At 53.1% G+C, this 18,923-nt stretch carries 18 protein-coding genes; 8 read left to right on the forward strand and 10 right to left on the reverse strand.

The genetic code is table 11. From position 1 onward, the window contains the following. Positions 1-10 precede the first annotated feature (10 nt). A complete protein-coding gene (gene yeaG / locus ED901_RS05370; RefSeq protein ID WP_056770303.1) occupies positions 11-1,945 on the reverse strand; it encodes a protein kinase YeaG in 1,935 nt (644 codons plus the stop codon). A 551-nt stretch (positions 1,946-2,496) separates the two neighbouring features. Here yeaG and ED901_RS05375 point away from each other — a divergent pair. Together ED901_RS05375 and ED901_RS05380 are read left to right on the forward strand one after the other, a co-directional pair. Beyond that, positions 2,497-3,246: a MipA/OmpV family protein gene (locus tag ED901_RS05375; protein WP_056770306.1), complete on the forward strand. Its 750-nt coding sequence runs from the start codon at positions 2,497-2,499 to the stop codon at positions 3,244-3,246. 130 nt (positions 3,247-3,376) lie between these two features. Beyond that, positions 3,377-4,231 carry an aldo/keto reductase gene (locus tag ED901_RS05380; RefSeq protein WP_122095211.1) on the forward strand — a complete coding sequence of 285 codons (855 nt, stop codon included), beginning with the start codon at positions 3,377-3,379 and terminating at the stop codon, positions 4,229-4,231. 80 nt (positions 4,232-4,311) lie between these two features. Here ED901_RS05380 and ED901_RS05385 read toward each other — a convergent pair whose 3' ends face one another. Further along, positions 4,312-5,181: a D-hexose-6-phosphate mutarotase gene (locus ED901_RS05385; RefSeq protein ID WP_122095213.1), complete on the reverse strand. Its 870-nt coding sequence runs from the start codon at positions 5,179-5,181 to the stop codon at positions 4,312-4,314. A 181-nt stretch (positions 5,182-5,362) separates the two neighbouring features. Next, positions 5,363-6,361 (reverse strand): glyceraldehyde-3-phosphate dehydrogenase, encoded by a 999-nt coding sequence (gene gapA / locus ED901_RS05390; RefSeq protein ID WP_056770313.1) that lies wholly within the window; start codon positions 6,359-6,361, stop codon positions 5,363-5,365. A gap of 349 nt (positions 6,362-6,710) precedes the next feature. Between gapA and msrB the strand changes: the two genes are divergently transcribed. Continuing rightward, positions 6,711-7,124, forward strand: coding sequence for a peptide-methionine (R)-S-oxide reductase MsrB (gene msrB, locus ED901_RS05395; RefSeq protein WP_056770316.1), 414 nt, complete (start codon positions 6,711-6,713; stop codon positions 7,122-7,124). 94 nt (positions 7,125-7,218) lie between these two features. After that, positions 7,219-7,491: a YeaC family protein gene (locus ED901_RS05400; protein ID WP_056770320.1), complete on the forward strand. Its 273-nt coding sequence runs from the start codon at positions 7,219-7,221 to the stop codon at positions 7,489-7,491. 155 nt (positions 7,492-7,646) lie between these two features. Here ED901_RS05400 and ED901_RS05405 read toward each other — a convergent pair whose 3' ends face one another. The 5 genes from ED901_RS05405 to sppA form a co-directional block, all read right to left on the reverse strand. After that, positions 7,647-7,934, reverse strand: coding sequence for a putative quinol monooxygenase (locus ED901_RS05405; protein WP_122095215.1), 288 nt, complete (start codon positions 7,932-7,934; stop codon positions 7,647-7,649). Then, positions 7,928-8,701, reverse strand: a complete 774-nt coding sequence (locus ED901_RS05410) for an alpha/beta fold hydrolase (protein ID WP_371414285.1) — start codon at positions 8,699-8,701, stop codon at positions 7,928-7,930. Before ED901_RS05410 ends, ED901_RS05405 begins: the two co-directional genes overlap by 7 nt. 238 nt (positions 8,702-8,939) lie before the next feature. Continuing rightward, positions 8,940-9,569 carry a bifunctional nicotinamidase/pyrazinamidase gene (gene pncA / locus ED901_RS05415; RefSeq protein WP_122095219.1) on the reverse strand — a complete coding sequence of 210 codons (630 nt, stop codon included), beginning with the start codon at positions 9,567-9,569 and terminating at the stop codon, positions 8,940-8,942. A gap of 8 nt (positions 9,570-9,577) precedes the next feature. Next, positions 9,578-10,591 (reverse strand): asparaginase, encoded by a 1,014-nt coding sequence (ansA, locus tag ED901_RS05420; protein ID WP_056770331.1) that lies wholly within the window; start codon positions 10,589-10,591, stop codon positions 9,578-9,580. A gap of 135 nt (positions 10,592-10,726) precedes the next feature. Continuing rightward, entirely contained in the window at positions 10,727-12,580 is a 1,854-nt protein-coding gene (sppA, locus tag ED901_RS05425; RefSeq protein WP_056770334.1) for a signal peptide peptidase SppA, read from the reverse strand. A 190-nt stretch (positions 12,581-12,770) separates the two neighbouring features. Between sppA and ED901_RS05430 the strand changes: the two genes are divergently transcribed. The 3 genes from ED901_RS05430 to ED901_RS05440 all read left to right on the forward strand — a co-directional run bounded on the left by ED901_RS05430 (position 12,771) and on the right by ED901_RS05440 (position 15,799). Beyond that, positions 12,771-13,322 carry an NAD(P)H nitroreductase gene (locus ED901_RS05430; RefSeq protein ID WP_056770338.1) on the forward strand — a complete coding sequence of 184 codons (552 nt, stop codon included), beginning with the start codon at positions 12,771-12,773 and terminating at the stop codon, positions 13,320-13,322. 223 nt (positions 13,323-13,545) lie between these two features. Continuing rightward, positions 13,546-15,495, forward strand: coding sequence for a DNA topoisomerase III (locus ED901_RS05435; RefSeq protein ID WP_162997815.1), 1,950 nt, complete (start codon positions 13,546-13,548; stop codon positions 15,493-15,495). A gap of 1 nt (position 15,496) precedes the next feature. Then, the gene (locus ED901_RS05440) at positions 15,497-15,799 is read left to right on the forward strand and encodes a DUF1496 domain-containing protein (protein ID WP_200930274.1); all 303 of its coding nucleotides are present in this window, start codon (positions 15,497-15,499) and stop codon (positions 15,797-15,799) included. Between the two features lie 93 nt (positions 15,800-15,892). Here ED901_RS05440 and ED901_RS05445 read toward each other — a convergent pair whose 3' ends face one another. Further along, on the reverse strand, positions 15,893-16,288 hold the full coding sequence (locus tag ED901_RS05445) for a pyrimidine (deoxy)nucleoside triphosphate diphosphatase (protein WP_122095223.1): 396 nt from the start codon (positions 16,286-16,288) through the stop codon (positions 15,893-15,895). After that, positions 16,288-17,097, reverse strand: coding sequence for an exodeoxyribonuclease III (gene xthA, locus ED901_RS05450; protein WP_056771915.1), 810 nt, complete (start codon positions 17,095-17,097; stop codon positions 16,288-16,290). The genes ED901_RS05445 and xthA overlap by 1 nt, the downstream gene beginning before the upstream one ends. A gap of 257 nt (positions 17,098-17,354) precedes the next feature. On the opposite strand from xthA, the gene tyrR reads away from it, so the two are divergent. Continuing rightward, a complete protein-coding gene (gene tyrR, locus ED901_RS05455) occupies positions 17,355-18,923 on the forward strand; it encodes a transcriptional regulator TyrR (RefSeq protein ID WP_122095623.1) in 1,569 nt (522 codons plus the stop codon).

An 18,923-nucleotide genomic window follows, 5' to 3' on the forward strand; every position in this document is an offset into this window, starting at 1 on the left:
CGATCCCCTGTTACGAGGATTTTCTCACGCGCAGATACCATTCACACAGCAGGCGAACCTGTTTGCGTGTATATCCTTTCTCCATCATTCTGTCGACAAAATCATCATGTTTCTTCTGTTCATCGGTCGACGTTTTGGCATTGAACGAAATAACCGGCAGTAACTCCTCGGTATTGGAGAACATTTTTTTCTCGATGACCGTGCGCAGTTTTTCGTAACTGGTCCAGTTCGGGTTACGGCCGCTGTTATTAGCACGGGCACGCAGCACGAAGTTGACAATCTCATTACGGAAATCTTTTGGATTGCTGATCCCGGCTGGTTTTTCGATTTTTTCCAGTTCGGCATTCAGCGATTCACGGTCAAACAGTTGTCCGGTATCCGGGTCGCGATACTCCTGATCCTGGATCCAGAAGTCAGCGTAGGTGACATAACGGTCGAAAATGTTTTGTCCATATTCGGAGTAGGATTCCAGATAAGCGGTCTGGATCTCTTTGCCGATAAACTCGGCGTATTTCGGGATCAGATAACCTTTCAGGTGCTCCAGATATTTTTCAGCAACGTCCTGCGGGAACTGTTCGCGCTCGATTTGCTGTTCCAGCACGTAGAACAGATGCACCGGGTTGGCCGCCACTTCCACATGGTCAAAGTTGAACACGCGGGAGAGGATTTTAAAGGCGAAACGCGTGGACAGCCCGTTCATGCCTTCGTCCACGCCCGCATAATCGCGGTATTCCTGATAGGACTTGGCTTTCGGATCGGTATCTTTCAGGCTTTCACCGTCGTATACCCGCATTTTGGAATAGCTGCTGGAGTTTTCCGGCGTTTTCAGGCGGGAAAGAATCGAGAAGCGGGCCAGCGTTTCCAGGGTTCCCGGCGCGCACGGTGCATGAGAAAGCTCACTGTTGCTGAGCAGTTTGTCGTAGATTTTCATCTCTTCGGACACGCGCAGGCAGTAAGGGACTTTCACGATGTAGACACGGTCAAGGAAGGCTTCATTATTCTTGTTGTTACGGAACGTCACCCACTCAGATTCGTTGGAGTGCGCCAGAATAATGCCGTTGAACGGCAGGGCGGAAATGCCTTCAGTACCGTTATAGTTCCCTTCCTGCGTTGCCGTCAGTAACGGGTGCAGCACTTTAATCGGTGCCTTGAACATCTCGACGAATTCCATCACACCCTGGTTCGCACGGCACAGCGCGCCGGAATAACCGTAGGCATCAGGATCGTTTTGCGCGTGGTTTTCCAGTTTACGGATATCCACTTTCCCGACCAGCGCGGAGATGTCCTGGTTGTTTTCATCGCCAGGCTCGGTTTTCGCGATAGCGATTTGTTCGAGGATCGACGGCCAGACTTTCACGACTTTGAATTTGGTGATGTCGCCGCCAAATTCGTGTAAACGTTTCGCGGCCCACGGCGACATGATGGTGCCGAGGTAGCGCGGAGGGATGTTGTATTCTTTTTCAAGAATGTGCGCATCTTCCTGCGGATTAAACAGACACAGCGGATGATCGTTTACCGGGCTGCGGTCGCCGTTGGCGCTCAGCACGTAAATCGGTACGCGTTGCATCAGGGATTTCAGCCGTTCGGCCAGTGAGGATTTACCGCCACCCACCGGGCCCAGTAAATAGAGGATTTGTTTCTTTTCTTCCAGGCCCTGCGCGGCATGTTTCAGGTAGGAGACGATCTGTTCGATGGCCTCTTCCATACCGTAAAACTCTTCAAATGCAGGGTAACGTGCAACAACACGGTTCGAGAATAAACGCGACAGGCGAGGTTCAAGCGCGGTATCTACCATCACTGGTTCACCGATTGCCATCAACAGACGTTCCGCCGCATTGACATAAGCACTGCGATCTTGCCGAGCAATGGTAAGAAATTCCTGCAGTGTGAACTCTTCGTCCTTGGCAGCCTCATAGCGCTGGCGATAATGGTCAAATATGTTCATACGATGCCCGTCCTTCGTTATTTTACCTTTCGTTCCTGGGATCGCGTCTGCCATTCCAGTGACTGGGGTAAAGCACAGGTTAATGAGAGCGTAAATCTGGATCTACACAATCGCTCCCGGAAGAAAGATCCCACCTGAATACAGCAACCCTTATGCCAACTTGCAGAACCCCTTGGATGCAGACAGTTGCGAATGACTAAAAACTGTCTTAAATCGGTGGAGCGGGCAACCGGTTCAGGCTAAGTCTTTCATCTATTTATAAGCGTAGTTTGGCATTAGAAAAATTTCCTCTCTGCTTTTGGCGTTTTTTAAGTCATATCAATGACTCAGTTCCTGCAAATCGTCTGAAAAGCCTTACAGGACGTGCCTTCAGGGCCGAAAGTGTTTTCTTTAGTCATTTTTATTTCATATTTTGCAGATAAATTATGCGATCGCCTCTGTTTTACTGAGTAAAGCTGTCTCAGCACAATCTGAAAAACTGTAAATGCTAAGCGCAATGTTTAACGTTCATTTACACTAGCGACGATTTTTTACTTAATGGAATTAAGACAATGAAAATTTCAAACCTTAAAACACTGTCCATCGTGGGCGCGGCAGTGCTTTGCAGCCATGCTGCCGTGGCTGGCACCTGGTCACTCGGCGCATCTGCGCTGGGCGACGTCAACCCGTATCGCGGTTATGACAATAAAGTCTTGCCAGTGCCAATTGTCTCTTACGAGGGGGATGATTTTTATTTCAAATCACTGACTGCGGGTTACTACCTGTGGAAAGACGATAAGAACAAGTTCAGCGCGACCACCACATACGTACCTTTCGGGTTTGACCCGGATGACAGCGATGACAATCAGATGAAACATCTGAACAAACGTCGCGGCACCTTATACGCGGGGCTGGCGTATTCACATATCGAAGACTGGGGTACGCTGCGTGCTACCTTCAACGGCGATGTATTGAATAACAGTAACGGTTTGCTGGCTGATGCGGCGTACCTGTACCCGATCCGCCAGGATAACTGGGCGCTGATTCCGGGCTTTGGTGTGATGTACAACAGCAGCAATCAGAATGACTATTACTATGGCGTTACCAAGGGTGAATCACGTCGCAGCGGCCTGAGCAGCTATTCCGCCGATGACAGCTTCAGCCCGTACGCTGAGCTTTCTGCACGTTATAACTTCACCCGCGAGTGGCAGGCATTCTTCACCGGCCGCTATATTCGTCTGGCGGATGAAGTGAAAGACAGCCCGATGGTCGATAAGTCATATTCTGCGATTATCTGGACAGGTGTTACTTACACCTTCTGATGCAATGCACCGCGACGGTGAACATATTGCACATTAATGGGGCATTTCGCCCCATTTGCACATTTAGAGTTCAGTGAGCTTTAAAACCATCGAATAAACTTTTCAGCCACGACCCAACCGGAGGAAACAGATGAAAGCGAAAACCGTGCAATTCCCTGATGGCACGACAGTTCCCGCAATCGGACAAGGTACCTGGTATATGGGGGAGCGAAACAGCGATCTCCGCGCCGAAGTACAGGCCTTACAGCAGGGGCTGGACGCCGGTATGACCCTGATTGATACCGCAGAAATGTACGCAGACGGCGGTGCGGAGAGGGTGGTCGGTGAAGCCATTGCCGGGCGTCGTGATGCGGCGTTTCTGGTATCAAAAGTGTACCCGCACCATGCCGGTGGCGCGAAAGCTATCGCCGCCTGTGAACAGAGCCTGAAGCGGTTAAAAACGGAGTGTATAGACCTGTACCTGTTGCACTGGCGTGGTTCGATTCCGTTACATGACACGGTGGCGGCGATGGAGACACTGCAGGCATCCGGCAAAATCCGCCGCTGGGGCGTCTCGAATCTCGACACTGACGATATGCAGGCACTGTGGAAAATCCCCGGTGGTCAGGCGTGCATGACCAATCAGGTGCTGTATCACGCCGCCGCCCGTGGCATTGAATTTGATCTGCGGCCGTGGTGTGAAGAGCACAGCGTACCGGTGATGGCTTACTGCCCGCTGGCACAGGCGGGTAAATTACGTCACGACGTGCTGACGTCAGCGGTGATGCAGGCCATCGCCCGTGCGCGGGGCGTCAGCAGTTCGCAGGTTGCGCTGGCGTGGGTAACCCGTACGGGCAACGTGATCGCGATTCCGAAGGCGGTTCAGCCTCAGCATGTTAAAGATAATGCGGCGGCGCTGACGCTCAGCCTGACGGAAGATGAAATAGCGCAAATCGACGCAGCATTCCCGGCACCGAACCATAAAACGCCGCTGGATATGGTCTGACGCCAGCTCATCACCTCACCTTAAGACGACAAAAAGGGGCCAGATGGCCCCTTTGTTATATCTATGCAAACGCCAGCGGTTTATTTGCGCAGGGAGAATGTTACTGCCAGACGCGCCGGAGCCGCATGGGTAGAAACGTGCGGAAGGGAAACTTGCGCAGTTTCCACACAGACCATGGTTTTATAGCCGTCATCGGGCATGTCCGCCATGCTGACGGACAGTGCCGAGCCTGGGTTCCATGCCACCACGTCGCTGTTGTTTTCATGTGCAATAACCAGCGTGCGTTTTAGCACAGGATCGACGATTTCGCTGGTCGCCTGCGGCTGGGTGTAAATGCGGTCAGTCTGGCCGGTGAAGGTCAAATCACCTTCTTCCTGCTTGGCTTTTGCGCCGTCAACTTTATCGATAAAGCTGTTGCCCAGACCTTTAATGCTGACACCGGCGATATCGCCAATGTTGAAATAGGTGTGCAGGGCACTGTTGGCCTCGAAATCACCGGTAGATTCAAGCTCAATGTGGCAGGTTTCACCCAGCGTGAAGCGGGCTGTCAGCGTGAAATCATGTGGCCAAAGTTCGCGCGTTTTTTCACAGCTTTTCAGCGTCAGCGTCAACACCACGCCCTGTTGGGTTTCCTGGTGTTCGGTCAGTGTCCACGGCATGTTACGTGCGAAACCATGGGAAGGTTTACCGGCAGGGCCGAACCATGGCCAGCAGATTGGAATGCCGCCACGTATTGCCACGCCTTCTTTGAATGCGCTGGCGCTGCTCATCCACAGCACCGGTTCTTCGCCTTCCGGTTGCCATGCCAGCAGATGCGCGCCCTGAAGGGCCACGGCTGCATGAACTTTCGGATGGGCAACCACGATAACCGGCAGTTCATCGATCTGACGCTGGCTGATGGTGGTGGAGATTTGGTTTACAACGGGTAGGGAGAGGAGTTGCTCGATCATTATCTGGTGTCCTGTTGATTTTATATCGGGTAGATAAATAATTACGATGATAAGAACCAAGACTACAGATGAACGGAAGCTTTGTGATTGATCGCACTCATGTGCCTGATAAAAAGTGCATCTGACAGAAAGCAAAAGGGCGACTTGCGTCGCCCTTCAATCAGTTCATCAACATTGCCAATTATTTGGAAACGTGAGAAATCAGATCCAGAACTTTATTTGAGTAGCCAGTTTCGTTGTCGTACCAGGAAACCAGTTTCACAAAGTTGTCGTTCAGAGCGATACCTGCTTTCGCATCAAATACGGAAGTCAGTTTTTCGCCGTTGAAGTCGGTAGAAACAACGTCGTCTTCGGTGTAACCCAGAACGCCTTTCAGATCGCCTGCTTCAGAAGCTGCTTTGATCACTGCGCAGATTTCTTTGTAGGTCGCTGGTTTTTCCAGACGTGCAGTCAGGTCAACCACGGAAACGTTAGGGGTAGGAACGCGGAACGCCATACCAGTCAGTTTGCCGTTCAGAGCTGGGATAACTTTACCTACTGCTTTAGCAGCACCGGTAGAAGAAGGGATGATGTTCTGGGATGCGCCGCGGCCGCCGCGCCAGTCTTTGTGAGACGGGCCATCGACAGTTTTCTGAGTTGCGGTAGTTGCATGAACAGTGGTCATCAGCGCCTCAACGATACCGAAGTTGTCGTTGATCACTTTAGCCAGTGGTGCCAGGCAGTTAGTGGTGCAAGATGCGTTAGAAACGATCTCCTGACCTGCGTATTCTTTATGGTTAACGCCCATAACGAACATAGGGGTGTCATCTTTAGATGGACCAGTCAGAACCACTTTCTTAGCGCCAGCAGTGATGTGCTTACGTGCAGTCGCGTCGTCCAGGAACAGGCCAGTTGCTTCAGCAACAACATCAACGTTAACTTCATTCCATTTCAGGTTAGCTGGGTCACGCTCAGCGGTAACACGGATGGTTTTGCCGTTAACAACCAGGTGACCGTCTTTCACTTCTACGGTACCGTTGAAACGACCATGAGTTGAGTCGTACTTCAGCATGTATGCCATGTATTCTGCGTCTAACAGATCGTTGATTGCTACGATCTCGATGTCAGAACGTTCCTGAGCAGCACGGAAAACAATGCGACCGATACGGCCAAAACCGTTGATACCTACTTTGATAGTCATATATTCCACCAGCTATTTTTTTAGTGAATAAAAGGTTGGTTGTAAAATTACAAAAACCTTGCTGAGCGTCAAGCGGAATCGTGTCAATTATTGCTGTAAGTCAAAGCGACGACCTACTGTTGTTCGCTTATTGCACGTTCCGTTTTTTTAATCGGCTCACAACCACATGGGGGCGAAAAACTGAATATAAAGGGTCACAAGAGCAGGATTGTGATCGCCATCACAAGTTGGAGCTGGCTAACGCTGATGCCCTACAGTTTAGGACAAAACAGGCAGACCTGTTGTTAATTTTTTGTTATTATAAACTGTTATTTTAGTTGATTTTTCTATTCGTCAGAGAACGATTATTATGAGCAATGAATCCAAATCATCTTCTTCACTCGAACAACTTACTGAAATTCAACGTTATGTGACGCAGGAACACGGTACGGAGCGTCCGTATACGGGTAAACTGCTGCACAATAAACGCGACGGCATTTACCACTGCCTGGTCTGCAACGCGCCTCTGTTCTACTCCGACACCAAATATGACTCCGGATGCGGCTGGCCAAGTTTTTATCAGCCGGTTGAACACGACGCCATTACTTACCTGACCGACAATACCCACGGTATGGAGCGGGTGGAAATCCGCTGTTCTAATTGCGAAGCGCATTTAGGGCACGTTTTCCCTGACGGCCCGGAGCCGACCGGTGAGCGTTATTGCGTCAACTCCGCGTCGATGAGTTTTATCGACGGTGAAAACGGCGATAAAACCGCAGGCTGAGCGATAAAGACAACCTGACGTAATTTTACCGACAAAATCGATTCAGCAATTATTCAAATTCCCGTGAATAATGGTGACGAGCAGGGGGTAGCAGATGGAAATAAATCAACTCATTGATGTGATGACGCCTGAAATTTACGCGCGTCTGGCACAGGCCGTCGAACTGGGCAAATGGCCTGACGGCGTGGCGCTGACCCCGGAACAAAAAGATCACAGTTTGCAGGCAGTGATGCTGTATCAGTCGCGTCACAACGTGGACGCGCAACACATGAGCATCGGCACCGACGGCCAGATCGTCACGAAAAGCAAACAGGAACTGAAACAACAGTTCGCGGAAGAGACGTTGATTCGGCTCAGACCGGAGTAACAGAAAATCTTTCGGGTAAATACCTTCTGTTGCACCGGTGTTGGGGGGAATTCCCTTCTAACCCGCCGTAGTCAGCAGAAGGTAACAAGCCCCGGTCTGCGGGGCTTGGGTTTTCTGATTTCCCTGGCATTCATTATCTTTCAGAACTGGCGCCGTTATAACGCACTTTTCATCAGAATATAGGCGGCGTCTTTGCGTTTGTGTTTATCAATCAGCGGGACAAGCCGTTTGAAGTGCTCACTGGCACAATGTGCCTCGAGCGCTGCATGGTCTGGCCACTCTTCAATAAAAATGAAATGACCCGGATCCTTTTCATCAATGAACAGATGATAAGCAAGGCATAAAGGTTCCCGTTGGGTGGCCTCAACCAACTCGGAATAAAATGGCATGACTGTGCCGATCGACTCCGGTTTAATAAAATCTTCTGCAATCACTTTTAACATGTTTTTCTCCTGAGATTTTCTCCCTCCAGATTTTCCAACATCGCGTCAAGTACATCGCCCGGCCTTTCCAGCACGGCCAGATGCGTGATGGCATTCTCCAGCCGTTTCACCGCAAAGAAGTCATGATCCGCCGCGAAACGCTGTTGTAAAAGCAGGTATTCGTCATTTCTGTCGAGGGAATAAATGTGGGTAGCCTTTGGCGGATGACGGAGTTTTTCGAGGCGCCGCAGAGGCGAACCGTGCTGATGATAAGCATCGGCGATGACCTGCCCTGCAAGTCGCCACAGCTGGAAACTGGATACGGACATTTCGGTTTTAAGATGGTGGATGATGTCGGGTGATTCGCTTCCTGCCAGCCAAAATTCGTACAGTTCATTTCGGGCGTTTTTCCAGCTATTTTCATCCTGCATCTCTTCGATTGAACTGAAGAATTCCTGCGCGGGTTGATTCATTATCCAGTCGAGGAAGACCACTGCAGGCACGCGTTCTGGTAAACGTTCCGCCAGATCAACGGCTATCCAGCTGGCATGCGCAACGGAAACAGGGATTACCCGCAGAAGATTGAGGTGTCCGATGAGTGCCAGAGCGTCGGTTAATAACGCCACGCCGTCAAAATCCTGGCCATCGGTCGATGATTTTCCATGACCTCGCCAGTCGATAATCACCACGCGAAAGCTGCTGGCCGCCAGCGCAGCGAACTCATGAAAAACCGTTTTGGGCTGGCACCAACCCGGCATGAGAAAAAGCGTCGTATCACCCGCACCCATGTCCTGATAATCGATATCGCCATGTGCTGTGTGCAAAACAGGCATGCAAACGTCCCTCGTGAAATGAATGAAGGACTACCCTAACCGATCCCACCAATTAAACAAGATTTAACTTGGTAAATTAACGTCAAGGTGTTCGAACATACAGTGTCACGCCTGAGTCTTTCGGACATCTTCTTTAAGTTCAGGGAAATGCAGGGTATCGGGGCGCCCCTGACAAAGACGCCCCATAACGAAATTACGCCAGAACCTCAGCCGAGGTGCTCACTTTCGCGCCCGCCTGTTGCATGGCGTCAATGGCGTCGCTGCTGTCCTGCGGTTGAAGATTTACACCACGGCAGCCGTCGGTGATCAGTGTGACCTCGTAACCCTGCGTCAGCGCATCCAGCACGGTAAATTTCACGCAGTAATCCGTGGCGAGGCCCATGACGTACAGATGGGTGATTTTGGCCGCTTTCAGCCAGTCGTTCAGCATGGTTGCCGAAAGATGTCCGTTATCGTAAAACGCGCTGTAACTGTCGATATCCAGATTCGTGCCTTTCTGCACCACGAAATCCAGACGTTGTGTCTCCAGCGCCGGGTGAAACTCTGCGCCAGGTTCGTTTTGCACACAATGCACTGGCCACCAGACCTGCGGCAGGCCGTCCAGTTCACCCATCGTCCAGGCTTCTGCATGTGAGTTCACCGCAAAACTGCGATGCTTTGCGGGGTGCCAGTCCTGAGACGCCACGACGGCGACATTGCGCTTTTTACACCACGCCATCATCTGATTGGCGACCGCAATCGTGGCATCACCTTCAGCGACGGCTAATGCGCCGCCCTGACAAAAATCATTTTGCAGATCAACCAGCAACAATGCAGATTTCATATCGCCTCTTATTCAGTGAGTTCGCCGCGCAGGTTTTGCTGCATCAGTTCCCGGATCGCTTCAGGGGTGTGCGACTGGCTGAGCAGATAATGCAGTTTGGTCAGCGCCGCCTCAACGGTCATATCAAACCCGCTGATCACACCCGAATGCGCCAGCGCGTTGCCGGTAGCATAGCCGCCCATGTTCACGCGACCGGAAATACATTGCGTCAGGTTAACCACCACAATGCCACGCTCCGACGCGTCTTTCAGAACTTTCAGCAAATCGCCTTTCTGCGGCGCATTTCCCACGCCGTAGGAGCGCAGAATTAATGCTTTGACCGGTTGCATCAGGAAGTTTTGCACCACTTCTGCGGAAATTCCCGGATAAATCGTCACCACGCCAATAGGCTGCGGAGTGATGTTGTGGACTTTCAGACTGGCGGCCGGCACCTGCGGCAGGGACGGCGTGGAAAGGCGGCGGATGTGGATCCCGGCTTCCAGAAGCGGCGTCAGATTCGGTGATGCGAAGGCATCAAAACCATCCGCATGCGCTTTGGTGCTGCGGTTGCCGCGATACAAACGATTGTTGAAGAACAGCGTCACTTCGTTGACCGGATGATTTGCGGCAATGTACAGGGAATTGAGCAGGTTGATTTGCCCGTCAGAACGCAGCGCTTCAAGCGGAATTTGTGACCCTGTCACAATAACCGGCTTGCTGAGGTTTTCCAGCATGAACGACAGCGCCGAGGCGGTGAACGCCATCGTGTCGGTGCCGTGCAGGATAACGAAACCGTCGTAATCTTCGTAATGTGCCTGAATATCATCAGCGATGTGTTGCCAGTCTTCCGGCGTCATGTCGGAGGAATCCATCAGCGGGGCGTATTCCTGAATAGTGAACTCAGGCATTTCAGGGCGATGGAATTCCGGCATCAGCGCCAGTTGTCGCTGCAGGTGGCCGGAAACCGGAATGTAACCCTGTTCTGAACGCTGCATACCGATGGTGCCGCCGGTGTAGGCAACATAAATAGATTTTTTAGTCATCGAAGGTGTTCTTTTTATAGAAAGGTGAAAGCAACTGCGGTGAGTATAAAGACTTCGCTGCCGGTGTCCCACCCAAAAAAAGCCCGGAGTCTCGGGAAGAGGCTCCGGGCTGACTGTTTGCGGTATAAATGAACGTTACTTCACGTCACCGCAGGTCAGGCACAGGGCATAACGGTTTTGCGGATCGTTCATGTTATTGAACAGATCGGCCTGTGATTTCAGCTCCATCGCCATTTTGCTCACCGGTGCAGGCAGGTAAGCCTGAACCACCGCAGGCAGCATGGCGTGAACGGACGCGCTCACTTGTGAAAACACCATATCACTCAGGCTTGGCTGGCTGACATACCAGTTCAGCTGCCATTTCGGCAGTTTCGCAAGCTCTGCGGCTTTCTTCACGGCATCGTCGAAATCACCCAGTTCATCCACCAGGCCGTTGGCTTTAGCATCAGAACCGATCCACACATGCCCCTGCGCGATCTGGTCGATCTGCTCAGGCGTTTTGTGGCGCGCATCAGCCACCAGGCCGAGGAAGGTTTTATAACCGTTCTCGATGTTCAGCTGCATCATCTGCGAGAACTCCGGCGGCAATGCTTTGGTGGACGCGATGTCTGCCAGCGGGGAGGTGGCCACGCCGTCAGTGTGCACACCGGCGTAATCGAGCGTGTTCTGGTACGTGTTGATCACGCCAAAGATACCGATGGAACCGGTGAGGGTGCTCGGACTGGCAATGATGTAGTTCGCCGGCGTGGAGATCCAGTAACCGCCTGAAGCTGCCATGCCGCCCATTGACACCACTACTGGCTTACCGGCAGCTTTCGCGGCGGCAAGTTCAGAGCGGATCACTTCGGAGGCGCTGACGCTGCCGCCAGGGCTGTTCACGCGAAATACAATCGCTTTCACTTTCGGATCCAGACGGGCATCGCGAATTTGTTGTGCGGTGGTATCCCCGCCGACAGCACCCGGTTGTTCTTCACCGTCGTTAATCGCACCGGTCGCAAAGATCACGGCAATTTGCGGATCGTTGTTGTCAGCTTTTGGTTTTGGCGAGTAATCGTAAATGCTGGTGTAGTTAAAGTCTTTGGTGGTTTTATTCCAGCCAAACGCTTTGACCATGTCATTTTCGGTTTCACTGCGTGATGCCAGAGCATCCACCAGTTTAGCTTTCAGTGCGTACTGCGCCATGTCGCCGCCGGTGGCCTGCATCCCGGCCAGAACGCCTGCCGCACCCGGGAACAGTTGCTCAGGGGTAATCTGACGATTAGCAGATACGGTATTCAGATAATTTGTCCACAATCCGCCAACCCAGCGGCTGTCTGCTTCACGGGCAGCAGGGGACATGTCATCACGGATCAACGGTTCGACAGCGGATTTGTATGTCCCGACGCGGAAGATATTGGTGGTGACTTTCAGCTTATCCAGCAACGATTTGTAATACAGATTGTTGGTGGCAAAACCGTGTAAATCGACCGCGCCCTGTGGCGACAGGTAAATTTTGTTGGCGTAGCTGGCCAGATAATATTGCGACTGGTCGTAGCTGTCATCGATGGCATAAATCGGTTTGCCCGCGTCGCGGAATTCCCGCAGCGCCTTGCCGATATATTGCATGGAGGCCTGATCGGTGCCGGTGAAGTCAGTCAGCTGCAACACCATACCGGTGATGTTTTTGTCATCTTTCGCCGAACGGATGGTATCTACCAGATCAAACAGGGCATTTTCCTGCAGGCGGCTGCTGGAAGTGCCCAGCAGTTCGCGGCCCCACTGGCGAACTTTATTATTGACCGAAGGCTTATCCACTACGGATCCGCTGAGGTCGACCAGCAGCGCGCCTTTGGTGGTGTCAGCGGGTTTATCCTGCACGGCATACCAGATGCCGACCCCGGCCAGAATGATCACAATAAGAAATACGTTGAGAATAAATTCTCGGACGAAATTAAGAAGACGCCAGGTCCACTTAAAAAAACCGGCGATTATTCGCCACAATGTGCGCATGGTCTCTCCAACAAGACGGGAAAAGTATCGCTATCCTAATGACCCGCCGGAGAAAAGTCAGCTTTAAATCATTTCAGAATTTACCGGTGACAGATTATCTGAAAGCCATCACCCGGTTGGAAAAAGGCCTCGTGCCTATGTTAACGTACGGTTAATAGCAATTATTCTCAGTTCTGCTCAGGAGTTTTCAATGGATGCTTTAGATTTATTACTCAACCGCCGTTCTGCTTCCCGTCTGGCCGCGCCAGCCCCGTCCGGTGAGGCGCTGCAAAACATCATCAATGCCGGTCTGCGCGCACCGGATCATGGTGCCTTACAGCCGTGGCGCTTTGTCATTGCGGAAAACGACGGGCTGGTGCGTTTTAGCGAACTGCTGCGTGCGGCAGCGATTAAAGACGGCGCGGATGAAAAGGCCATTGAAAAAGCCACTCAGGCACCGCTTCGTGCGCCGCAAATCATCACCGTGATTGCCGCCTGCAAAGAAAGCGCGAAAGTGCCACAGTGGGAGCAGTTACTCTCTGCCGGTTGCGCGGTTCAGGCGATGCAGATGGCGGCGCTGGCGCAGGGCTTCAACGGTATCTGGCGCAGCGGAGCGTGGACCGATCATCCTGACGTGCGCAAGGCATTTAAATGCGGTGAAAATGATAAAATTGTCGGGTTCCTGTATCTCGGTACGCCGCAGTTAAAAGCCAGTCTTCAAATCATTCCGGTCGACAGCACGCCATTCGTCAGCCACTTTTAAGCAGGGCGCACAACGTCATCACTGGCCGGTTTTTCTCAGTGCTTTCTGATTAAACCGGTTTTTTGCTGCCTTAATGAGCGACCGTCATCTCAGATACCTTTAACCGTCTTACTAAATGTGCCGCCAGCGGCTAACATAGCCCCCTCTGGATGATGAGGACGTTGTGAATGAAGGATGGGACAATGAAAATGTTAGCCGTTAACACTCTGACGGGCGCTGTCTGATGCGTCTGTTCATTGCGGAAAAACCCAGCCTTGCCCGCGCCATTGCGGATGTTCTGCCGAAACCTCATCGTCGCGGTGACGGTTATATTGCCTGTGGTAACGATCAGGTGGTCACCTGGTGCGTAGGTCACTTGCTCGAGCAGGCTCAGCCGGACGCCTACGACAGCCGCTTTGCGCGCTGGTCGCTGGCCGATCTGCCGATCATTCCCGAAAAATGGCAGCTCCAGCCGCGTTCCTCCGTGGCTAAACAACTCAACGTCATTAAGCGCTTATTGCTCGAGGCCTCTCAGGTCGTCCATGCCGGTGACCCGGATCGCGAAGGGCAATTGCTGGTGGATGAAGTGCTGGATTACCTTGAGCTGACGCCGGAAAAACGTCACGCCACCCAGCGCTGCCTGATTAACGATCTCAACCCGCAGGCCGTCGAACGTGCCATTGAACGGCTGCGGGATAACCGCGATTTCATCCCGCTGTGCGTTTCCGCGCTGGCCCGCGCCCGTGCGGACTGGCTGTACGGCATCAACATGACCCGCGCTTACACTATTCTGGGTCGCAACGCCGGGTACAACGGCGTGCTCTCCGTGGGACGTGTACAGACGCCTGTCCTCGGGCTGGTGGTGCGTCGTGACGAAGACATTGAAAACTTCGTGCCGAAAGATTTCTTTGAAGTGAAAGCGCATATCGTAACGCCCGCCGACGAGCGTTTTGTCGCCCTGTGGCAGCCGAGCGAATCCTGTGAACCTTACCAGGATGAAGAGGGGCGCCTGCTGCACCGCCCACTGGCCGATCACGTGGTGGCGCGCATCGGCGGCCAGCCTGCCATCGTCACCGGCTATAATGACAAGCGTGAGAATGACATTGCGCCGCTGCCGTTTTCGCTTTCCACCTTGCAGATTGAAGGCTCCAAAGCTTTCGGACTGAGTGCGCAGCAGATTTTAGATATCTGTCAGAAATTATACGAAACGCACAAATTGATTACGTATCCGCGTTCAGACAGCCGATATCTCCCTGAGGAGCATTTTGCCGGACGTCATGCGGTGCTAAACGCCATCGGCGTGCATCAGCCGGACCTGATGCCGCAACCGGTCATGGACACGGATATTCGTAACCGCTGCTGGGATGACAAAAAAGTCGATGCCCACCACGCGATCATCCCGACCGCCCGCAGCAGCAAAGTGCACCTGACAGACAACGAACAAAAGATTTACGGCCTGGTGGCGCGTCAGTATCTGATGCAGTTCTGCCCGGATGCGGTTTACCGCAAATGCGTGATTGATCTGGATATCGCCGGTGGCAAGTTTATCGCCAAGGCGCGTTTTCTGGCCGAGGCGGGCTGGCGCACCTTGCTGGGCAGTAAAGAGCGTGACGAAGAGAATGAGGGCACACCGCTGCCGGTGGTGGCGAAAGGCGACGAATTACTCTGTGAACGGGGTGAAGTGGTGGAGCGTCAGACCCAGCCGCCACGGCCTTTCACCGATGCCACGCTGCTTTCCGCCATGACCGGTATTGCGCGATTTGTGCAGGACAAAGCGCTGAAGAAAATTTTGCGTGCGACCGACGGGCTGGGTACGGAAGCCACGCGCGCCGGGATCATCGAACTGCTGTTCCGCCGTGAATTTTTGTACAAGAAAGGGCGCTATATTCATTCCAGTGATACGGGCCGTGCGTTAATCCACTCGCTGCCGGACATCGCCGGGAGGCCGGACATGACCGCCGACTGGGAATCGACCCTGACGCGCATCAGTGAAAAGAACTGCCGTTATCAGGATTTCATGCAGCCGCTGGTCGCGACGTTGCAGGATCTCATCATGCAGGCGAAAACGAACCGGGTGTCTTCGGCATTCCGCAGTCTGCCTTCCAAACCGGCGGGCGCAGCGGCGAAAGGCAAAAGCGCCCCTAAACGACGTAAAGCGAGCACCAAAGGTAAGGAAGCAAGCAGTGATGAATAATATGAAAAACGTGCTGATGGTTTTACTGGCGGGTTCGGCGTTGCTGTCTGCCCCGGCGCTGGCGAACCGCACCGGTTATAACAATGGCGCTGACGTCGTGGTGCCGCTGCCGCCGCAAATCTGGGAGAACAGCGGCAACAGTAATAACAACAGCGCACCGACCTGTCACAACTGCTGTATTTACAATAATCAGAGCTACAGCGAGGGCGCGGTGGTGACCGCAGACAGCGTGGTATTACAATGCGTGCGCGATCCGCTGGTGGTGGGCACCAATGAGCTGAAGTGGCAGGTGCTGAAGAAGTAGTGTTCAGCCTGACGTGAATGTTCAGACACTCATTTCAGACAGTAAAAAGGCGCGGAACTGTATTCAGTCCGCGCCTTTTTTAATGCGTTACCGTCAGCTGCAATACGCGCGCAGATAGGCGTCGATCAACGGAACGTCTGCCGGTGCCAGATCAAAAGAGTGCACGTCGGCAGGCTCTACCCAGCGGATTTCTGAGTGACACTGTAACGTTATCATCCCCGTGAAATCACTGATCCGCCAGCCGTGCAGGCGAATCAACCGCGCGGGCTGTTGCAGTTCGCTGGTCGCGACAAATTCTGCAACCGTCGCGTCGATCCCCAGCTCTTCCTGCAATTCGCGGATCAGCGCGGCCTGCTGGCTCTCACCGGCCTCGACTTTCCCGCCAGGAAACTCCCACAAACCGGCCTGATCGCCGGTGGCATCACGACGGGCGAGCAGCAATTTCCCCTCGCGCTCAATCAGTGCGGCCACCACATCGACAATCTTCATTATTTCAGGTCGAACGTCGCCCAGATTGGCGCGTGATCTGAAGGTTTTTCCATTCCACGGATATCGTAATCGATACCGGTTTCGATGCAGCGTGAGGCAAGCGGCGTACTGGCCATGATCAGATCGATACGCAGGCCACGGTTTTCATCGAAGCCGCGTGAACGGTAGTCAAACCACGAATATCTGTCGGCGGTTTCCGGGTTGGCGGCGCGGAAAGTATCAATCAGCCCCCAGCCTTTCAGGCGTTCCATCCACTCACGCTCTTCCGGCAGGAAAGAGCATTTACCGGTGCGCAGCCAGCGTTTACGGCTGTCTTCGCCGATACCAATGTCGAGATCGGTCGGGCTGATATTCACGTCACCCATCACCACCACCGGATTATTCACCGACAGACTGGTGTTCAGGTAATCCTGCAAATCGCGGTAAAACTTCTCTTTTGCCGGGAATTTGGTCGGATGGTCGCGGCTTTCGCCCTGCGGGAAGTACCCGTTGATGACCGTCAGCACGCCCTGCGGCGTTTCGATGTCGGCCATGATAATGCGGCGCTGAGACTCTTCGTCATCACCAGGGAAACCACGGCGTACAGCCAGCGGTGCCTGTTTGGTCAGCATGGCAACGCCGTAATGGCCTTTTTGCCCGTGATAGAAAACGTGATAGCCATACTGGCTGACATCTTCGAGCGGAAACATATCGTCATGGACCTTGGTTTCCTGCAAACCAATGACGTCAGGCTGATGCTGTTCGATAATTGCCGCAAGCTGATGCGGACGGGCGCGCAATCCGTTGATATTAAAGGAGACAAACTTCATAGTCGGGAACCATTTGGCGATGAAATCAGAAGGGCGATAGTAGCAGATAAAGGGGCCGATGGCGAAACCGCTGCGCTGATGAAAAAGCCAGCAAAGGTGCATTGCGGGCCAAACAGTCTGCCCAAACTTTGTGACAATCCGGATTGAGTTGTACAATTAATTTGTCAACTTTTCGTGACAGTCTCTTCTGCCACTGTACATGAAAGAGTATTATGCCACTCAGCGATTTCCGCACCGGCAGAAAAAGGTCAACACTGATGCGTCTGGAAGTTTTTTGCGAAGACCGCCTGGGTCTTACCCGTGAACTCCTTGATTTACTGGTTTTACGCAGTATTGATTTGCGCGGTATCGAGATTGCCTCGATTGGCCGCATTTACCTGAATTTTTCCCAACTGGATTTTGATACTTTTCGCGCCCTGATGGCTGAAATCCGTCGTATTGATGGCGTGACCGACGTCCGCACCGTGCCGTTCATGCCTTCCGAGCGTGAGCACCGCGCACTGCGTGCTTTACTGGTGTCCATGCCGGAACCGGTATTTTCCATTGATATGAAAGGCAAAATTGAGCAGGCCAACCCCGCTGCAATCGCGCTGTTCGAACTGGATGAAGATAAAATCCGCACTTACAACGCCGTGAATTTGATTACCGGTTACAACGTCACGCGCTGGCTGGAGAGCGAAAGCACCCAGCCCCACAGCGAGCGTGTGGTGATCCGCAGTCAGGATTTCCTGATGGATCTCACCCCTATTCATATGGATGACGAAGAGCAGACCGGCGTGATGGCGGGCGCTGTGATCATGCTGAAATCCGCCGCGCGCATGGGCCGGCAGTTACAGGATCTCACCGTCAATGACGACAGTGAATTCGACCATATTGTCGCGGTAAGCGGCAAAATGCGTCAGGTGCTGGATCAGGCACGCAAACTGGCGATGCTCGATGCGCCGCTGCTGATTGTCGGCGATACCGGCACGGGTAAAGATTTGCTGGCACACGCCTGCCATCTGCGCAGCGCCCGCGGCAAAAAACCGTTCCTTGGCCTCAACTGTGCCTCGCTGCCGGATGACGTGGTGGAAAGTGAACTGTTCGGCTATGCCGCCGGTGCCTACCCGAATGCGCTGGAAGGCAAAAAAGGCTTCTTCGAGCAGGCTAACGGCGGTTCCGTGCTGCTTGATGAAATCGGTGAAATGTCGCCGAGAATGCAGATCAAACTGCTGCGCTTCCTCAACGACGGGACTTTCCGCCGCGTGGGTGAAGAGCATGAAGTGAAGGTGGATGTGCGCGTGATGTGCGCCACGCAGAAGAATCTGGTGGAACTGGTGCAGCGCGGAGAATTCCGTGAAGATCTGTATTATCGCCTGAATGTGCTGAGCCTGACGCTCCCGCCGCTGCGCGATCGTCCGGCAGACGTGATGCCGCTCACCGAACTGTTTGTCGCGCGTTTCTCAGATGAACAGGGTATGCCGCGCCCGAAACTCTCTTCACAGCTGGCGAATTATCTGACGCACTACGGCTGGCCGGGCAACGTCCGTCAGCTGAAAAACGCCATTTACCGCGCGCTGACGCAGCTGGAAGGCGGAGAACTTCGCCCGCAGGATATCGTCCTGCCGGACTTCGATGCCGAGGTGACGATAGGCGAGGAAGCGCTGAACGGTTCACTTGACGACATCAGCAAGCGTTTCGAGCGTTCGGTGCTGACCCGTCTTTATCGTACTTATCCAAGTACGCGAAAACTGGCGAAACGTCTGGGCGTCTCGCATACGGCGATTGCTAATAAACTGCGGGAATACGGTTTAAGCAGCAAAAGGTCTGACAGCAGCGAGGAGTGA

It is taken from the genome of Rahnella sp. Larv3_ips (assembly GCF_003697865.1).
In the GTDB taxonomy this organism is placed as follows: Bacteria; Pseudomonadota; Gammaproteobacteria; order Enterobacterales; family Enterobacteriaceae; genus Rahnella; species Rahnella rivi.

What these genes read in the sequence shown, in the direction of transcription:
- yeaG (WP_056770303.1), bottom strand. Translation starts at nt 1,945, where the DNA reads ATGAACATATTTGACCATTATCGCCAGCGCTATGAGGCTGCCAAGGAC.
- ED901_RS05375 (WP_056770306.1), top strand. Translation starts at nt 2,497, where the DNA reads ATGAAAATTTCAAACCTTAAAACACTGTCCATCGTGGGCGCGGCAGTG.
- ED901_RS05380 (WP_122095211.1), top strand. Translation starts at nt 3,377, where the DNA reads ATGAAAGCGAAAACCGTGCAATTCCCTGATGGCACGACAGTTCCCGCA.
- ED901_RS05385 (WP_122095213.1), bottom strand. Translation starts at nt 5,181, where the DNA reads ATGATCGAGCAACTCCTCTCCCTACCCGTTGTAAACCAAATCTCCACC.
- gapA (WP_056770313.1), bottom strand. Translation starts at nt 6,361, where the DNA reads ATGACTATCAAAGTAGGTATCAACGGTTTTGGCCGTATCGGTCGCATT.
- msrB (WP_056770316.1), top strand. Translation starts at nt 6,711, where the DNA reads ATGAGCAATGAATCCAAATCATCTTCTTCACTCGAACAACTTACTGAA.
- ED901_RS05400 (WP_056770320.1), top strand. Translation starts at nt 7,219, where the DNA reads ATGGAAATAAATCAACTCATTGATGTGATGACGCCTGAAATTTACGCG.
- ED901_RS05405 (WP_122095215.1), bottom strand. Translation starts at nt 7,934, where the DNA reads ATGTTAAAAGTGATTGCAGAAGATTTTATTAAACCGGAGTCGATCGGC.
- ED901_RS05410 (WP_371414285.1), bottom strand. Translation starts at nt 8,701, where the DNA reads ATGGGTGCGGGTGATACGACGCTTTTTCTCATGCCGGGTTGGTGCCAG.
- pncA (WP_122095219.1), bottom strand. Translation starts at nt 9,569, where the DNA reads ATGAAATCTGCATTGTTGCTGGTTGATCTGCAAAATGATTTTTGTCAG.
- ansA (WP_056770331.1), bottom strand. Translation starts at nt 10,591, where the DNA reads ATGACTAAAAAATCTATTTATGTTGCCTACACCGGCGGCACCATCGGT.
- sppA (WP_056770334.1), bottom strand. Translation starts at nt 12,580, where the DNA reads ATGCGCACATTGTGGCGAATAATCGCCGGTTTTTTTAAGTGGACCTGG.
- ED901_RS05430 (WP_056770338.1), top strand. Translation starts at nt 12,771, where the DNA reads ATGGATGCTTTAGATTTATTACTCAACCGCCGTTCTGCTTCCCGTCTG.
- ED901_RS05435 (WP_162997815.1), top strand. Translation starts at nt 13,546, where the DNA reads ATGCGTCTGTTCATTGCGGAAAAACCCAGCCTTGCCCGCGCCATTGCG.
- ED901_RS05440 (WP_200930274.1), top strand. Translation starts at nt 15,497, where the DNA reads ATGAAAAACGTGCTGATGGTTTTACTGGCGGGTTCGGCGTTGCTGTCT.
- ED901_RS05445 (WP_122095223.1), bottom strand. Translation starts at nt 16,288, where the DNA reads ATGAAGATTGTCGATGTGGTGGCCGCACTGATTGAGCGCGAGGGGAAA.
- xthA (WP_056771915.1), bottom strand. Translation starts at nt 17,097, where the DNA reads ATGAAGTTTGTCTCCTTTAATATCAACGGATTGCGCGCCCGTCCGCAT.
- tyrR (WP_122095623.1), top strand. Translation starts at nt 17,355, where the DNA reads ATGCGTCTGGAAGTTTTTTGCGAAGACCGCCTGGGTCTTACCCGTGAA.